The organism is Anaeromyxobacter oryzisoli (assembly GCF_022690765.1).
GTDB classification, from domain to species: Bacteria; Myxococcota; Myxococcia; order Myxococcales; family Anaeromyxobacteraceae; genus Anaeromyxobacter; species Anaeromyxobacter oryzisoli.
The window spans coordinates 14618-30515 of record NZ_JALCZA010000031.1 but is presented as its reverse complement, the minus strand read 5'-3'; the positions used below and the strand labels follow the sequence as shown (position 1 = coordinate 30515).

The 15898-nt window shown below is 73.6% G+C and carries 12 protein-coding genes; 4 read left to right on the top strand and 8 right to left on the bottom strand.

The annotated features are described in order from the left end of the window. Positions 1 to 241 precede the first annotated feature (241 nt). On the top strand, positions 242 to 2497 hold the full coding sequence (gene aceA, locus MNZ27_RS11740; protein WP_242394265.1) for an isocitrate lyase ICL2: 2256 nt from the start codon (positions 242 to 244) through the stop codon (positions 2495 to 2497). Between the two features lie 203 nt (positions 2498 to 2700). Here the strand turns inward: aceA and MNZ27_RS11735 are convergent, their stop codons facing one another. After that, positions 2701 to 3306, bottom strand: a complete 606-nt coding sequence (locus MNZ27_RS11735) for a tRNA-uridine aminocarboxypropyltransferase (RefSeq protein ID WP_242394264.1) — start codon at positions 3304 to 3306, stop codon at positions 2701 to 2703. 156 nt (positions 3307 to 3462) lie between these two features. On the opposite strand from MNZ27_RS11735, the gene fusA reads away from it, so the two are divergent. After that, positions 3463 to 5520, top strand: a complete 2058-nt coding sequence (gene fusA, locus MNZ27_RS11730) for an elongation factor G (protein WP_242394263.1) — start codon at positions 3463 to 3465, stop codon at positions 5518 to 5520. A gap of 213 nt (positions 5521 to 5733) precedes the next feature. On the opposite strand, the gene MNZ27_RS11725 is transcribed toward fusA, so the two are convergent. The 4 genes from MNZ27_RS11725 to cimA all read right to left on the bottom strand — a co-directional run bounded on the left by MNZ27_RS11725 (position 5734) and on the right by cimA (position 11378). Then, entirely contained in the window at positions 5734 to 7356 is a 1623-nt protein-coding gene (locus MNZ27_RS11725; RefSeq protein WP_242394262.1) for a fumarate hydratase, read from the bottom strand. Between the two features lie 181 nt (positions 7357 to 7537). Next, a complete protein-coding gene (locus tag MNZ27_RS11720) occupies positions 7538 to 8674 on the bottom strand; it encodes an acyltransferase family protein (protein ID WP_277957870.1) in 1137 nt (378 codons plus the stop codon). A gap of 23 nt (positions 8675 to 8697) precedes the next feature. Next, a complete protein-coding gene (gene leuB, locus MNZ27_RS11715; protein WP_242394261.1) occupies positions 8698 to 9771 on the bottom strand; it encodes a 3-isopropylmalate dehydrogenase in 1074 nt (357 codons plus the stop codon). A gap of 50 nt (positions 9772 to 9821) precedes the next feature. After that, complete coding sequence (cimA, locus tag MNZ27_RS11710) at positions 9822 to 11378, bottom strand: citramalate synthase (RefSeq protein ID WP_242394260.1); 1557 nt, start codon at positions 11376 to 11378, stop codon at positions 9822 to 9824. A gap of 328 nt (positions 11379 to 11706) precedes the next feature. Here cimA and MNZ27_RS11705 point away from each other — a divergent pair, with 328 nt between their 5' ends. Then, entirely contained in the window at positions 11707 to 12030 is a 324-nt protein-coding gene (locus tag MNZ27_RS11705) for an FKBP-type peptidyl-prolyl cis-trans isomerase (RefSeq protein WP_242394259.1), read from the top strand. Here the strand turns inward: MNZ27_RS11705 and MNZ27_RS11700 are convergent. Beyond that, positions 11949 to 12914 carry a 1-acyl-sn-glycerol-3-phosphate acyltransferase gene (locus MNZ27_RS11700; protein WP_242394258.1) on the bottom strand — a complete coding sequence of 322 codons (966 nt, stop codon included), beginning with the start codon at positions 12912 to 12914 and terminating at the stop codon, positions 11949 to 11951. The two genes, MNZ27_RS11705 and MNZ27_RS11700, sit on opposite strands and share 82 nt — an antisense overlap. Before the next feature lie 233 nt (positions 12915 to 13147). Here MNZ27_RS11700 and MNZ27_RS11695 point away from each other — a divergent pair, with 233 nt between their 5' ends. Next, a complete protein-coding gene (locus MNZ27_RS11695) occupies positions 13148 to 13672 on the top strand; it encodes a ferritin-like domain-containing protein (RefSeq protein ID WP_242394257.1) in 525 nt (174 codons plus the stop codon). Positions 13673 to 13727: 55 nt separating this feature from the next. On the opposite strand, the gene MNZ27_RS11690 is transcribed toward MNZ27_RS11695, so the two are convergent. Continuing rightward, positions 13728 to 14261, bottom strand: a complete 534-nt coding sequence (locus MNZ27_RS11690; RefSeq protein ID WP_242394256.1) for a ribonuclease H family protein — start codon at positions 14259 to 14261, stop codon at positions 13728 to 13730. A gap of 48 nt (positions 14262 to 14309) precedes the next feature. Beyond that, a complete protein-coding gene (locus tag MNZ27_RS11685) occupies positions 14310 to 15755 on the bottom strand; it encodes an aminoacyl-histidine dipeptidase (RefSeq protein ID WP_242394255.1) in 1446 nt (481 codons plus the stop codon). Positions 15756 to 15898 lie beyond the last annotated feature (143 nt).

Genomic DNA, 15898 nt, shown 5'->3' with positions numbered 1-15898 from the left:
CCGCGCGCTCGAGCAGCGGGCCGCGCCATTATCCCACCATGCGGCCCGCCGTCCGCCAGCCTCGCGGCACTCCGGGCGGGTTCTCGCCGGGCCGCCGCTCGTGCGCCCGGTCGGCGTTGGGCGAGGGCCACGAACGCGGGCGCGCCCACTCGGCCGTGACGCGACGCGCCGCTCCCCCCCGGCTATGAGCGCTCCCGTCCGACGGCCCGCCGCGAGGCACCGGCCCAGGGGGAGATGAGCCATGGACTTCGAGCAGGAGGTCGCCGAGCTCCGGCGCTGGTTCGCGAGCCCGCGGTTCGCGGGCCTCAAGCGCATCCACACGGCGCGCGAGGTGGTCGAGCAGCGCGGGACGATCCGTGTGGACTACGCGGTCGCGCGCACTGCGGCCGAGGCGTTCCACGCGCGGCTGCGCGAGCTCTTCGAGCAACGGCGGTGCATCACCACCTTCGGCCCCTACTCGCCCGGCCAGGCGGTGGCGATGAAGAGGATGGGGATCGAGGCCATCTACCTCGGCGGCTGGGCCACCTCGGCGAAGGGCTCGGCGCACGAGGATCCGGGCCCCGACCTCGCCAGCTATCCGCTCAGCCAGGTGCCCGACGAGGCGGCGCCGATCGTCCGGGCCCTGCTCACCGCCGATCGGAACCAGCATTTTGCGCGCGCGCGGATGACGGAGGAGCAGCGCCGCGCCGCGCCGGCCGTGGACTTCCGGCCCTTCATCATCGCCGACGCCGACACGGGCCACGGCGGCGACGCGCACGTGCGCAACCTGATCCGGCGCTTCGTCGAGGCGGGCGTGCCGGGCTACCACATCGAGGACCAGAAGCCCGGCGTGAAGAAGTGCGGCCACCAGGGCGGGAAGGTGCTGGTCCCGGAGGACGAGCAGCTCAAGCGCCTCTCCGCGGCCCGCTTCCAGCTCGACCTCATGGGCGTGCCCGGCATCCTCGTGGCCCGCACCGACGCCGAGTCCGCCACGCTGCTCGACGGGCGCGGCGACGATCGCGACCATCCGTTCATCCTCGGCGCGACCAACCTCTCGCTGCCCACCTTCCGGGCGGCGTTCCTCGCCACGCTCCGGCAGTTCCAGCGGGCGGGCGTGGAGGAGCTGAGCGGGAACGAGCTGTACGCGCTGTGCGACGAGGAGCTCGCGGCCGCGGACGCGTGGCTGGAGCGGGGCGGCTTCGCCCGGGCGATCGCCGCCGCCGCGGCCGACTACCGGCGGGGCGCGATCGCGAGCGTGGACGCCGTCCTCGACAAGGTCTTCGACCGGCTCGTGGACGTCTGGCAGCAGGAGGCGGGCGTCTGCACCTACGCCGAGGCGGTGGGCGAGGTGATCGGCTTCCGCCAGAGCGAGGGCTACCCGCCGGGGATGAGCAAGGCGGAGTGGCTGGAGTTCGCGGAGCGCGCCCCGTTCTACAAGGCGCGCGAGAAGGCCCGGGCGATCGGCGTCAACATCGCCTGGGACTGCGAGCACGCCAAGACGCCCGACGGCTACTACCAGGTGCGCGGCGGCATCGACTACGCCATCGCGAAGTCGCTCGCGGCGGCGCCGTTCGCCGACCTGCTCTGGATGGAGACGAAGACCGCCGACCTGCGCGACGCGAAGCGGTTCGCGGACGCCATCCACGCCGTCTTCCCGGACAAGATGCTGGCCTACAACCTCTCGCCCTCCTTCAACTGGGACACCACCGGGATGGACGACGAGCAGATGCGCCGCTTCCCGGAGGAGCTGGGGAAGCTGGGCTTCGTGTTCGACTTCATCACCTACGGCGGCCACCAGATCGACGGCCTGGCCGCGGAGGAGTTCGCCGCCGCGCTCCGCCACGACGGCATGCTCGCGCTGGCGCGGCTGCAGCGGAAGTTCCGGCTGCTCGAGTCGGGCTACCGCACGCCGCAGACGCTGGTCGGCGGGCCGCGGGCCGACGCCGCGCTCATGTCGATCTCGGGCCGCACCGCCACCACCAAGGCGATGGGCCGGGGCTCGACGCAGGCCCAGCACCTCGTCCAGACGGAGGTGCCGCCCAAGCTGCTCGAGGAGTGGGTGGACGCCTGGCGGCAGCACCACGGGATCCCGGGCAAGCTGCGGGCCACCCTCAAGCCGCACACCGCGGAGTCCGACCTCCTCGAGCTGGCGCTGGTCTCGTCCGACGGTCAGAAGCTGCTCGACGTGATCTTCGCCAGCATTCACGACCGGCGCGGCCGCAGCATCCTCTCGGTGCGTGACCAGAACAACTTCGAGCTCGGCCTGCGCAGGAAGCGGCTCATGACGCTGGCGCAGCTCTTCCTGCTTCACCGGTACCGGGTGGACTCGGTGCACTTCGTGACGCCGACCGAGGACAACCAGCGCCAGGCCGAGGGGATGAAGGCGCTCGGCCTGTACCGCTCGGTCGTGCAGGAGGTCGGGGAGATCATCGTCGCCGAGGTGGACAAGGGGCGGGTGCGGGAGCTGGTCACCGACCGGGAGGCGCTGAAGGCGCTCATCGCGCGCCAGCCGGCGTAGGCCCCTGGCACCCGGCCGTGGGTGCCGCTCGCGTCGAGCCCCTGCGACGTACGCCGCCCGCCTGCGCTGCTCGCCCTTCGACTCCGGCGCGCTCGGCGCGCCGGAGCCTGTCCTGAGCGGAGCTGCCGCAGGCAGCGGAGTCGAAGGGCTCAGGGCGAACGGAGATCATGTACCTCGCGACGCGACGCAAGCGGGTGGCGCCGTCAGCCGCCGCGTCCGGCGCGGTGCCGCGGGTTCCGCCGGTCCCGCGCGGCGGCGAGCTGCAGCTCCACCATCCGGTCGAAGGCCGCGCGCATCGGCTCGAACCGGGCGGGATCGCCCTCGAGCGCGCCGAGGGCGATGGCGGTCGCCTCGAGCGTGGACAGGAACTCCGGCTCCGGCTCGCGGCGCAGCTCGCGGTAGCCGCCGGGCCGGTCCGGCGCGACCGCGATCCGCGGCAGCGCGGCGAGGCGCGGGTTCGCCTCGAGCATCTTCACGACCTGCACCCAGGTCCCGTCGATGACCACCAGGATCCGGGGCGGGTCCTTCGCCCGCTCCGCGGCGGGCACCGCGCCGGGCCCCGGGAACAGGAGCGCGGCGCCGGGGTCGGCCGCGATGGCGGAGAGGGGCGGCCTCGCGTCGAGCGCCACCCCGGTGTGCAGCTCGGAGTTCGGCAGCGCGATCCGGGTGAGCCAGGCGGTGCAGATGGCCAGCCGCGCCTCGCGCGGATGCTGGAGGAGGACCACCCGGGTCCGGGTGGGGATCTCCGGGAGCTCGGCGCAGACGCAGAACGCGGTGGGTCGCAGGCAGCGGCGGCAGGTCTCGCGCACGGGGGGCGGAGACTAGAGTCACCGACGCCCCGGTTCAAGGCCTCCCGCCGCCCGGGCGCCGCCCCGCCCGGGCGCGCTGCGACCGGCCCGGCGCGACCGGGAGTCCGTCGTATACTCCCGCGGACGGCGCGGGGACGCCGCCGCGGGGGACGGCGCATGAGCGGAGCGCAGGCGGCCGCCGAGCGACGGATGCGGGCGATCCGGAACATCGGGATCATGGCCCACATCGACGCGGGCAAGACGACGCTCACCGAGCGCCTCCTGTTCGTCGCCGGACGGACCCACCGGATGGGCGAGGTCCACGAGGGCGACGCGGTGATGGACTGGATGGACCTCGAGCGCGAGCGCGGGATCACCATCACCTCGGCGGTCACCCGGTTCGAGTGGGCCGGCCACGAGCTGCACCTCATCGACACCCCCGGCCACGTGGACTTCACCATCGAGGTCGAGCGATCCCTCCGGGTCCTCGACGGCGCCATCGCGGTCTTCGACGCCGCCCACGGCGTCGAGCCGCAGAGCGAGACGGTGTGGCGGCAGGCCGACCGCTACCGGGTGCCGCGCCTCGCCTTCGCGAACAAGCTCGACCGGGTGGGCGCCGATCTCGCGATGACGCTGGCCTCGCTCCGCGCCCGCTTCCCCGATCACGTGATCGCCCCGGTCCAGCGGCCGCTCGGCGTCGAGGCCGCCTTCATCGGGCTCGAGGACCTGGTCGGCCGCCGGACCATCCGCTTCGAGGATCCCGACGACCCGCGCGTCCTCTCGGTCGCGCGGGGGATCTCGGCGGAGGCGGAGGCGGACCGGGCCGCCCTCGTCGCCGCCCTCGCGGACCTCGACGACGCCGCCGCGGACGCGGTGCTCCAGGATCGCGATCTGGACGAGGCCGCCCTCCGCGCCGCGATCCGGCGCGCCACCATCTCGGGCCGCTTCGTCCCGCTCCTCTGCGGCGCCGCGCTCCGCAACAAGGGCATCCCGCAGGTGCTCGACGCGGTCTGCGACTACCTCCCCTCCCCGCTCGACGTGCCGCCGCCCGCCGGCGTGCACCCCGACACCGGCGAGGAGGAGCGCCGACCTGCGAGCGAGTCCGCGCCACTCCTCGCCCTCGCCTTCAAGGTCTCGCTCCTCGACGAGCGCCGGCGGCACGTGTTCGTCCGGGTCTACTCGGGGCGCATCGCCGAGGGTGACGCGGTCTGGAACGCGAGCCAGCGCCGGTTCGAGAAGGTCGGCCGGGTGCTCCTCATGCATGCCGCGCAGAAGGAGCGGGTCCCGGCGCTCGGCGCCGGGCAGATCTTCGCGATCGCCGGCCTCAAGGTGACGCGCACCGGCGACACGCTCACGGACAAGGGCCACCCGCTCCTGCTCGAGCGGCTCTCCGTGTACGAGCCGGTCCTCTCGCAGGCGATCGAGGCGCCGTCGGCGCGCGAGCGCGAGCTGCTGATCGACGCGCTGGCCCGGATCGCCGACGAGGACCCGACCTTCCGGCACGGCGAGGACCCGGACACGGGCCAGCTCGTCGTCTCGGGGATGGGCGAGCTGCACCTCGACGTCGTGGCCGAGCGGCTCCGGCGCGAGTTCGGCCTCGCGGTCCGGACCGGCCCGCCGCAGGTCCTGCTCCGCGAGACCATCACGGCCGAGGCGGAGGCCGAGGCGACCTTCGAGCGGACCACCGACGAGGGGCCGATCTTCGGCGCGGTGTCGGTCCGGGTCGCGCCCCTGCCGCGCGGGGGCGGGCTCGAGTTCCGGCTCGCCCCGGCCGCGGCGGCGCTCCCGTTCCTCCGGGAGGAGACGCGCCGCTTCGTCGAGGACGGCGCGCGGGAGGCGGCCGAGGGCGGCGTGCTCGAGGGCCACCCGCTCCAGGACCTCGCGGTGACGCTCACCGGCGCGACCTGGCGCGAGGGGGCGTCGAAGCCGTTCGCCTACAAGGTCGCCGCCGCCGACGCCGTCCGCACCGCCGCCACGCGGGCGCGCCCGGTCCTGCTCGAGCCGGTGATGCGCCTCGAGGTGGTCCTCCCCGCCGAGGCGCTCGGCGACGTCCTCGGGGGGCTCGATCGCCGGCACGGCTCCGTGAGCGACGTCGCGGACCGCGGCGTGGCGACCAAGGTGATCCAGGCGGAGGCGCCGCTGCGGAGGCTCTTCGGGTACGCGACCGAGCTCCGCTCCGCGACCCAGGGGCGCGCGCTCTTCACGATGCGGTTCGAGCGGTACGACGCGGCGTGAGGGAGGCGTCGGGCCGGTAGCGCCTCGTGCCCGTACCCGGCTGCGAACCCGCCCTTCGACTCCGGCGCGCTCCGCGCGCCGGAGCCTGTCCTGAGCGCCAGGCAGCGGAGTCGAAGGGCTCAGGGCGAACGGGAAACCGGCGTCTCCCATACGAAAGAACCCCGGCGGCCAGCCGGCCACCGGGGTCCCGGAACGACGCTCGAGCGCGCCGGCCTACAGGCCGATCTTCTTGAAGAAGTCGTTCCCCTTGTCATCCACCAGGATGAACGCGGGGAAGTCGACCACCTCGATCTTCCAGACCGCCTCCATGCCCAGCTCGGGGAAGTCGATGCACTCGACCTTCTTGATGTTCTCCTCGGCGAGGACCGCGGCGGGGCCGCCGATCGACCCGAGGTAGAACCCGCCGTGCTTCTTGCACGCGTCGGTGACCTGCTGGCTCCGGTTGCCCTTGGCGATCATCACCATCGACGCGCCGTGGGACTGGAGCAGGTCCACATAGCTGTCCATGCGGCCTGCGGTGGTCGGGCCGAACGAGCCGGACGGCTTGCCCTTCGGCGTCTTCGCCGGGCCCGCGTAGTAGACCGGGTGGTCCTTCAGGTACTGGGGGACGCCCTTGCCCGAGTCCACCAGCTCCTTGAACTTCGCGTGGGCGATGTCGCGGGCCACGACCAGCGTCCCGGTGAGGAGGAGCGGCGTCGAGACCGGGTGCTTGGTGAGCTCGGCGAGGATCTCCTTCATCGGCTTGTTCAGGTCGATCTGCACGCCGTGCTGGTGCTTGCCCTTCTTGAGCTCGAGCGGGATGAGCCGGCCCGGGTTGTGGTCGAGCTCCTCGATCCAGATCCCCTCCCGGTTGATCTTCGCCTTCACGTTCCGGTCGGCCGAGCAGGAGACCGCGACGCCCACGGGGCAGGACGCGCCGTGGCGCGGGAGGCGGACCACGCGGACGTCATGGGCGAAGTACTTGCCGCCGAACTGGGCGCCGATGCCGAGGCCGTACGCCCTCTCGAGGAGCCGCTTCTCGAGGTCGAGGTCGCGGAAGGCCTGGCCGCCGCGGTTCCCCTCGGTGGGGAGCGCATCGTAATACTTCGCCGAGACCATCTTCACGGTCTTGAGGCACTGGTCGGCGGAGGTGCCGCCGATGACGATCGCGATGTGGTACGGCGGGCACGCCGCGGTGCCGAGGTACTTCATCTTCTCGACGAGGAACTTCTCGAGCTTCTCCGGCGCGAGGAGGGCCTTCGTCTCCTGGTACAGCATCGTCTTGTTCGCCGAGCCGCCCCCCTTCGCCATGAAGAGGAACTTGTACTCGGCGCCCTCGGTCGCGTAGAGGTCCACCTGCGCCGGCAGGTTCGTGCCGGTGTTGGCCTCCTTGAACATGTCGAGCGCGACCGTCTGCGAGTAGCGCAGGTTCTCGCCCGTGTACGTGAGGTACACGCCCTCGGACAGGTAGCGCTCGTCCTTCGCGCCCGTCCAGACCTGCTGGCCCTTCTTGCCGATGATGGTGGCGGTGCCGGTGTCCTGGCAGATCGGCAGCTCGCCCCGGGCGGCGATCTCGGCGTTCTTGAGGAACGCCATCGCGACGCCCTTGTCGTTCTGCGACGCCTCGGGGTCGGAGAGGATCTTCGCCACCGACTCGTTGTGCTCCGGGCGGAGGAAGAACGAGACCTCGCGCATCGCCTCCTTCGCGAGCCGCGTGAGCGCCGACGGCTCCACCTTGAGGATCTCCTGCCCGTCGAACTGCGCGACGGAGACGCCCTCCTTGGTAAGGAGCCGGTACTTCGTCTGGTCCTTCCCGAGCGGGAAGGGATCCTGGTACTCGAACGCGGGGGTGGCCATGGCGGTCTTCTTCTCCTTTGGCTGCGAGATAGAGAGAGGGGCAACGGAACACCGGCTCGAGCGCTGCCGGTGAGCCGTGCTTGCCGGGCGCTCAGGTAAGCACGGAGCGGCGCCGGTGTCGACCGCTGGCGCGCGCGAATTTGCGTGGGAATTCCGCCCGGAGCGGTCCGGTTTCGCCCCGTCAGGAGAGCCCGGGGGCGGCCGGCGCCGGCGACGCCGGCGCGTGCCGCGGCGCGAGGCGATCCTTCAGCCCCAGGAAGGGCCGCTCGATGACGTGCCAGCTCGTCCACGCGAGCGCGAGGCTCGCGAGCGCCCCCGCGACCGCGTAGGCGAGGTACCCGGCCCGCGTCGCGAGGAGCGCGGCCCCCGCCGGCGTGGCCCGGAGCGCCCGGAGCGCGCCCACGTGGACGAGGTAGTGCACGACGTACAGGCCGTAGCTGTAGCGCCCGAGCGCGACGAGCGGACGCGCCTCGAGGAGGCGCGCGAGCGGGCGGCCGGTGTCGGCGAGGAGGACCGCGCCGGCCAGGAGCCCGCCGGCGGCGAGGGCGAGGAAGGTGTGGCTCCAGATCTCGAGGGCGCGCACGTGCATGTCGAACCCGCGCGGCGCCCCGAGGGCGAGGAACGCGGCCGCGCCGGCGGCGGCGATCCAGGCCCAGCCGCGCCGGACAGCGGCGCGGCCCCGCTCGGAGCGGAGCAGCACCGCGAGCAGGGCGCCGAGGGCGAGCGAGTCGATCCGCCCCGGCGTCACCCGGTAGGCGGTCCCGACCGGCCACCCCGATGCCGCGATCGCCGCGCGGAGCGCCGGCCCCGCCGCGAATAGCGCCGCCGCGAGCGCGCCGAGCCGCGCGCGTCGCCCGCCGCGCGCGACCAGGACCAGCGCGGGCCAGACCAGGTAGAACTGCTCCTCGACCGCGAGCGACCACAGGTGCGAGAGCGCCGGGATCACCTGCCGCGCCGGGTACGCCCAGTTGCCGAGGTAGCTCCAGTACCACCAGCCCCAGCGCCCGAACGTCCAGGGATCGACGAGCCCGAGCGCGGGGCCGGCGAGGCCGAAGACGGCGAGGACCACGAAGTACAGCGGGAAGATCCGCAGCGCGCGCCGGACGAGGAAGCCGGACCAGTACCGCTCGTCCCCCAGCGTGTCGACGAGGATCCCGGTGATGAGGAAGCCGGAGAGGACGAAGAACAGGTCCACCCCGGCCCAGCCGAGGCCGAGCGCGGCGATCGCACGCCGATCCCAGGCGCCCTCGCCCGGCCACGCGTTCAGGAAGTGGCAGGCGAGGACGCCGGAGATGGCGATCCCGCGGAGCCCGTCCAGGCTCCGGATGTGCGCGGCGGCCGCTACTTCCCCGCCTCGAGCCGGCGGACGATCTCGTCGGCCATCGCCTTGGTCCCGAGCTTCCCGCCGAGGTCGCCCGTCCGGCAGCCGTCGGTGATGGCCTGGTCCACCGCCCGCTCGACGGAGGCGGCCTCCGCCTCGAGCCCGAGCGAGTGCCGGAGCAGCAGGGCGGCCGAGAGGATGGTGCCGACGGGGTTGGCGATCCCCTTCCCCGCGATGTCCGGGGCGGAGCCGTGGATCGGCTCGTACAGGCCGGGCCCCTTCTCGCCGATGGACGCCGACGGGAGCATGCCCATGGAGCCGGCGAGGACGGAGGCCTCGTCGGTGAGGATGTCGCCGAACATGTTCTCGGTGACGATCACGTCGAGCGACGCCGGGCTCGTCACGAGCCGCATGGAGGCGGTGTCCACGAGCAGGTGATCGAGGGCGACGTCCGGGTTGGCCTTGCCGGTGGCGGTCGCGATCTGCCGCCAGAGCCGCGACGACTCGAGCACGTTGGCCTTGTCCACGCTCGTGACCTTCTTCCGCTTGCGCGCCTTCGCGAGCCGGAACGCGAGCTCGACCACCCGCCGGATCTCGAAGTCCGCGTAGTCGAGGGTGTCGAACGCGTGCTCGACGCCGTCCCGCGTCGCCCGGCCCTTCGGCTGGCCGAAGTAGAGGCCGCCGGTCAGCTCGCGGATGACGAGGATGTCCACCCCGGCGAGCCGGTCCGCCTTGACGGGCGAGGACTCCACCAGCGCCGGGTGGACCCGCACCGGGCGCAGGTTCGCGAAGACGCCGAGCCCCTTGCGCAGGCCGAGGAGCCCCTGCTCCGGCCGCACCTTCGCGGTGGGATCATCCCACTTCGGCCCGCCGACGGCGCCGAGGAGCACCGCGTCGGAGGCCCGGCAGTCGGCGAGCACCTCGTCCGTGAGGGCGACGCCGTGGGCGTCGATGGAGCACCCGCCCATGAGCCGCTCGGTGAAGGTAAAGGAGTGGCCGCCCTTGCGCGCCACCACCTGCAGCACCCGCACCGCCTGCGCCGTCACCTCCGGCCCGATCCCGTCGCCCGGCAGCACCACGATCTTCGCGTTCATGTCCTTCCCTGTCTCCCTGTCCCGGACCCGCCGCGCGGGCCTCGAGGTGTTCAGTCACCGACCAGCGTGAGCCCGTACTCCATCGCGTCCACGAGGGCGATCCAGCTCGCCTCGATGATGTTCGAGCTCGCGCCGACCGTGCTCCAGCGGCGCTTCCCCTTCTGCATGTCCACGAGGACGCGGGTCACCGAGGCGGTCCCGCCCTTCCCGTCGAGGATGCGGACCTTGTAGTCCGAGAGCTGCAGCTCCGCGATCCGCGGGTACCGGCCGACGAGCGCCTTGCGGAGCGCCGCGGCGAGGGCGTCCACCGGGCCGTCGCCCTCGGCGGCGGTGTGCTGGACCTCGCCGCCGACGCGCACCTTGACCATCGCCTCGGCGAAGAGGCCGCGGCCGTCCCGGTGCTCGACGTTCGCGACGAAGTCGATCAGCTCGTAGGGCGGGCGGTAGCCCGGCTTCTGGCGCGCGAACATGAGCGCCACCGAGGCCTCGGCGGCCTCGAAGGCGAAGCCCTTCGCCTCGAGCGCCTTGATCTCGTTCAGGACCGCGCCGACGTCGGCGTCCTCGCCGATCTCGAGCCCCCACTCCTCGGCCTTCGAGAGCAGGTTGCCGCGGCCGGACAGCTCCGAGACCACCACCCGCATCCGGTTGCCCACCAGCGCCGGGTCCACGTGCTGGTAGGAGGTCTCGCTCCGGCGCATCGCGGCGACGTGGATCCCGCCCTTGTGCGCGAACGCCGACTTGCCCACGTAGGCGAGGTGCTCGTCCGGCGCGAGGTTCGCGACCTCGGCGACGAAGTGCGCGACCTCGAACAGCGTCGCGAGCTTCCCCTCCGGCAGCGTGCGCAGCCCCATCTTCAGCTCGAGGGCGGGGATGATGGAGCAGAGGTTCGCGTTGCCGCAGCGCTCGCCGTAGCCGTTGAAGGTGCCCTGCACCTGGGTGGCGCCCTGCTGCACCGCCGCGAGCGAGTTCGCCACCGCGCACTCGGAGTCGTTGTGGCAGTGGACGCCGAGCGGGTGGCGGATCGCGGCCTGGACCTCGCCGACGACCTCGCCGATCTGCCAGGGGAGCGACCCGCCGTTGGTGTCGCAGAGGACCAGCGTCTCGGCGCCGCCCTTCACCGCGGCGCGGAGCGTCTCGAGCGCGTACTCGGGATCGGCGCGGTAGCCGTCGAAGAAGTGCTCGGCGTCGTAGACGACCCGGCGCCCCTGCGCGCGCAGGTACGCGAGGCTCTTCTCGATGATCCGGAGGTTCTCCTCGCGCGTCGTCCGGAGGACCTCCTCGACGTGCAGCGTCCAGGTCTTCCCGACGACCGTGCAGACGGGGGTCCGCGCCTCGACGAGCGCCTGGATGTTGGCGTCGTCCTCCGGCGCGCCGTTCACGCGGCAGGTGGAGCCGAACGCCGTGATCTTCGCGTGCCGCCATGGGACGTCGCGGGCGCGCTCGAAGAACTCGGCGTCCTTCGGGTTCGACCCCGGCCAGCCGCCCTCGATGAACGTCACGCCGAGGTCGTCGAGCCGCCGCGCGATCCGGAGCTTGTCGTCGCACGAGAGGGAGACGCCCTCGCGCTGCGTCCCGTCCCGAAGGGTCGTGTCGTAGATCTGGATCACCGCCGCGCTCTCCCGGGACGGCGTACCCCGCCCGCCGGATCGCCTGCCGATCCGGCGGCCGCACCGCCGCCCGCTGTGGTCGAGGTCCGAGAGGACCACACGCCACTATACACGACCGCGCCGAGCCGCTGGGCCCGCTGCCGCGTGCGCATCACACCGCCCGCCGTCCGGCCGGCCAGCGGCCGAGATCGGCCGGATGGTGGAGACCCGGTGGCCCCCGCTCCGCGCCCCCGAGCCGCCGGCGTGGCGCGCCGCGCGAGGGGACGCCGGCTCGCAACTTCTGACGCCCGGTACTAGGATTCGCCGCTCGTTTTCCAAGGGGAGCGACATGGCGAAGCCGCAGATCGAGGACCTGGTGAAGGGCAAGGGGCCCGAGGCGGTCCGGGGCAAGACGGTCGAGGTGCACTACACCGGCCGGCTCACCGACGGGAAGCAGTTCGACTCGTCCGTCGGCGGCAGCCCGTTCTCGTTCCGGCTCGGCGCCGGCGAGGTGATCGAGGGCTGGGATCGGGGCGTGGCGGGGATGAAGGTGGGCGGGAAGCGGAAGCTCACCCTCCCCCCGGAGCTCGCCTACGGCGCCCGCGGCGCGCCGCCGGACATCCCGCCCAACGCGACGCTCGTCTTCGAGATCGAGCTCCTCTCGGTCTTCTGACCGCCGGCCGCCCGCCGGGCGCTCCGGCGCCGGCCCTTCGGCGCGCTCCGCACCGCGGGGGGCGCCGCCGGCGCCGGCGCGTGGCCGAGCCGCGCCGCCTCGACCAGGGCCGAGAGCCGCGCGAGCGGCTTGCCCGCCGCGTTCCGGTCGAGCGTCGCCTGCACGGTCGCGCGCACCCGGGCGGCGAGCGCCGCCTGCGCGTCCGGGTCGCGGAGCACGCTCCGCGGCGACCGCACCCGGACCGGCCGGTGGAACACGATCTTCCACCGCGCCGGCAGCGGGACGAGCGAGAGCGGCAGCCCGAAGATCGAGCCGATGACCGGCTCGAGGCACCGCACCGTCCAGGCGACCGGCAGGCTCTCCTCGCCGCCGAGCACCGCGACCGGCACGATCGGCGCGTCGAGCGCCGCCGCGACGCGCACGAACCCGCGCTTCCACGGGCGTTGCCGGTACGCGCGCCAGAACGGCTTGCAGTTCCCCTCGACGCCCTCGGGGAAGATCCCGCAGGCCCGGATCTCCGGCGGGAGCCGCTCCGGCCGCTTCATCCACGAGACCGGCACCGCGCCGAGGCGGCGGAGGAACGGCCCGAGGAGCGGCGCCGCGAGCGCGCTGTCGTGCGCCGCGAAGAACGGGGCCTTGCCGGGGCCCAGCGCGTTCGACACGGTGAGGCCGGTGAAGAACGCGTCGAGCGGGAACCACCCGGCGTGGTTCATCGCGTACACCGCCCGGCCGTCGCGCGGCAGCCACTCCGTGCCCTCGACCTCGAGCCCGAAGTAACCGACCCGCAGCAACGTCCGCATGAGCGGCTCGACGCTCCGCTCCAGCAGGGCGTGGTCGATTCGCGGCGGTACGGACGCGTCCGCCCGCCGGAGCTTCAGGAGCATCGGTTCCCCCGGGGCTCGCCACGCCGCCGCTCGCCGCGGCACGCAGCGTGTCGGCACTCTACGATCGGACGGCTCGCGTTGGGATGGCCCCGGGCGGACCGATTCGGCCGTCGAGGCGCTCGGCGCGCCGTCCGGCGCGTCCCGATCGCCGCCTCGCGCCCCGCGGGTGCGGTCGCAGCGCGCGGGCGGAATGGTTAGCTCGATCGGCACACGAACCCGACCCGGAGGCGGAGATGGTCCAGGCGATCGACGTCGAACGGCTCTCGCTGCGTGACGCGCTCGACCTCGCGATCCTCATGGAGCTGGAGGCGCGCGACCGGTACGAGGAGTTCTCGCACCTCGTCGGCGGCCGCTACGAGGGGGACGCGTCCGACGTGTTCCGGTCGATGGCGCAGTCCGAGGAGAGCCATCGCCAGGAGCTCGCCGCGCGCCGCGAGCGGCTCTTCGCGGGCGTGCCTTCCGCCGTCACGCTCGACCAGCTCGACGACGTCGAGGCCCCCGACCGCGGCGAGCCCCGGGTCTTCATGTCCCCGCGCCAGGCGCTGGCCGTCGCCCTCGACTCCGAGGAGAAGGCGCGGGACTACTTCGACGACGCGCTCCGCCGGGTGAAGGACCCCGCGGTCCGGGCGCTCTTCCAGGAGCTGCGCTCGAAGGAGGAGCAGCACGCGGCGCTGGTGCGCGCCAGGATGGCCCCGCTGCCCCCGGGGCCCGATCTCGAGGATGACGAGGCCGACGAGCCGGGCTCGGACCCGGGCTGATCCGCGACCCCCGCTCGCGTCGAGCTGCTGCGCCGGCGTCGTCGCCGGCGCAACCTCACCCGGCGCGCGCCGCCAGGAACCCGCTCTGCCGCAGGGCGGCGATCACGGCCGCCTCGTCCGGGCCGGGCACGCCGCGCGCGGCCGACTGGGCGAGGGCGTCCACGATCTCGTTCACGGCATGGCCGTCGTGGCCGCGGACCCAGCGGTAGGCGACGGACAGCTCGCCGGCCCGGGCGTCGAGCGCCTCGATGAGGTCGCGGTTCAGCACCGGGTCGCCGCTCGCCGTCCTCCAGCCCTTGCGCCGCCAGCCGTGGATCCACTTGGAGAGGGCGTCCACCACGTAGCGCGAGTCGGAGAGCACCTCCACCGCCTCGCCCGCGGGCAGCCCGTCCAGCGCCTCGAGCACCGCGCGGAGCTCCATCCGGTTGTTCGTGACCGCGTAGGTCCCGTCCACGACCCAGCGCGTCCCGCCGAAGCGGAGCGCCCCGCGGACGCGGTCGAGCACGACGAACCCGGTGCCGCCGGGGCCGCCGGGGTTCACGAGCGCCGAGCCGTCGGAGAAGACGAGGAAGCGAGCGGGGGTTGGCATGGGGCGCGCACCCTACCCCGGCCGCCCCACCGCTCGCCAGCGCCGCCGCTACGCGCGCTCCAAGATCCCCACCAGGAAGCGCCAGAACCGCTCCACCGACGGGATGGAGACGTGCTCGTCGGGCGTGTGCACGTCCCACATGCTCGGGCCGATCGACACCATCTCCATGCCCGGGTACTTCTCGCCGACGAGGCCGCACTCGAGCCCGGCGTGGATGGCCTTCACGAGCATCCGCTTCCCGAACAGCTCCTCGTGAACGCCGTCCACCAACCCCACGAGCGCGCTCCCCGGCTCCGGCTTCCAGCCCGGGTAGCCGTTCGAGTGCGCGACCTCGAACCCGGAGAGCGCCGCGACGCCGGCGATGCGGCGGGTGAGGGCGCGCCTCGACGCGTCGAGCGCGCTGCGGGTGAGGAACGACACCTCCACCCGGTCCTCGTACGTCTCCACCAGCCCCATGTTCGTGGAGGTCTGCACCAGGCCGGGGATGTCCGGGCTCATCGCCTCGACGCCGTGCGGACCGGCCAGGAGGAACCCGATCACCGCCCGCGCGTCCGCGGCGGAGAGGACCGGCTGCGGCTCCGCCGGCTCGAGCGCGACGGAGAGGTTCGGGTCGAGCGCGCCGAAGGCCGCCCGCCACTCCTCCGCGAGGCGCCGCACGTCGGCGGCGAGCGCCGCCTCCCGCGCCGGATCGACCAGCACGATCGCCGACGCCTCGCGCGCGATGGCGTTCCGCTTGTTGCCCCCCTTCACGCTGACGACGCGCAGCGCGTGCGCCTCGACGATCGCCTCGAGCACCTCCGCGAGGAGCCGCAGCGCGTTCGCGCGGCCGGCCGCGATGTCCATGCCGGAGTGGCCGCCCTTCAGGCCCGACACCTTGAGCCGGAGCGCCCTCCGGCCGGCGCTCGGCGCGTCGCGCCTCACCCGCCGGGTGGTTACCGTGTCCACGCCGCCCGCGCAGCCGATGGTCAGCTCGCCCTCCTCCTCGCTGTCGAGGTTCACGAGCCGCCGGGCGCGGAGCCACCCCGGCTGGAGGCCGTTCGCGCCGGCGAGGCCGGTCTCCTCGTCCACGGTGACCAGGACCTCGAGGGCCGGGTGGCGCACGTCCTTCGCCGCCAGCGCCGCCAGCGCCGTCGCCACCCCGATGCCGTTGTCGGCGCCGAGGGTCGTCCCCCGCGCGCGCACCACGTCGCCGTCGCGGTACGGCTCGATGGGGTCCCGCGCGAAGTCGTGGGGCGTGCCCTCGTTCTTCTCGCAGACCATGTCCACGTGCGCCTGGAGCGCGACGGCCGGCCGGTCCTCCCTCCCGGGCGCCGCCGGCTTGCGGAGGAGCGCGTTCCCCACCGCGTCGCGCTCGGCCTCGCACCCCAGGGCGCGCGCCTGCTCGACGAGCCACGTCATGGCCGCCCCCTCGTTGCCGGAGCCCCGCGGGATCCGCGAGAGGTCGAGGAAGTACTTCCACAGGAGCTTCGGCTCGAGATCGGCGAGGTCGGACATTCGGAATCTCCCGGAGACCGGAACCGGCCCAACATACAGCGATCGGGGGGCGCCGGCACCGCCGCGCGGCGCTCGCGACGAGTTCCCGGCGGCGGTTGACGCCGCCGCGCTCGGCGACGACGCTCACCAAGCGGTGAGCTCGT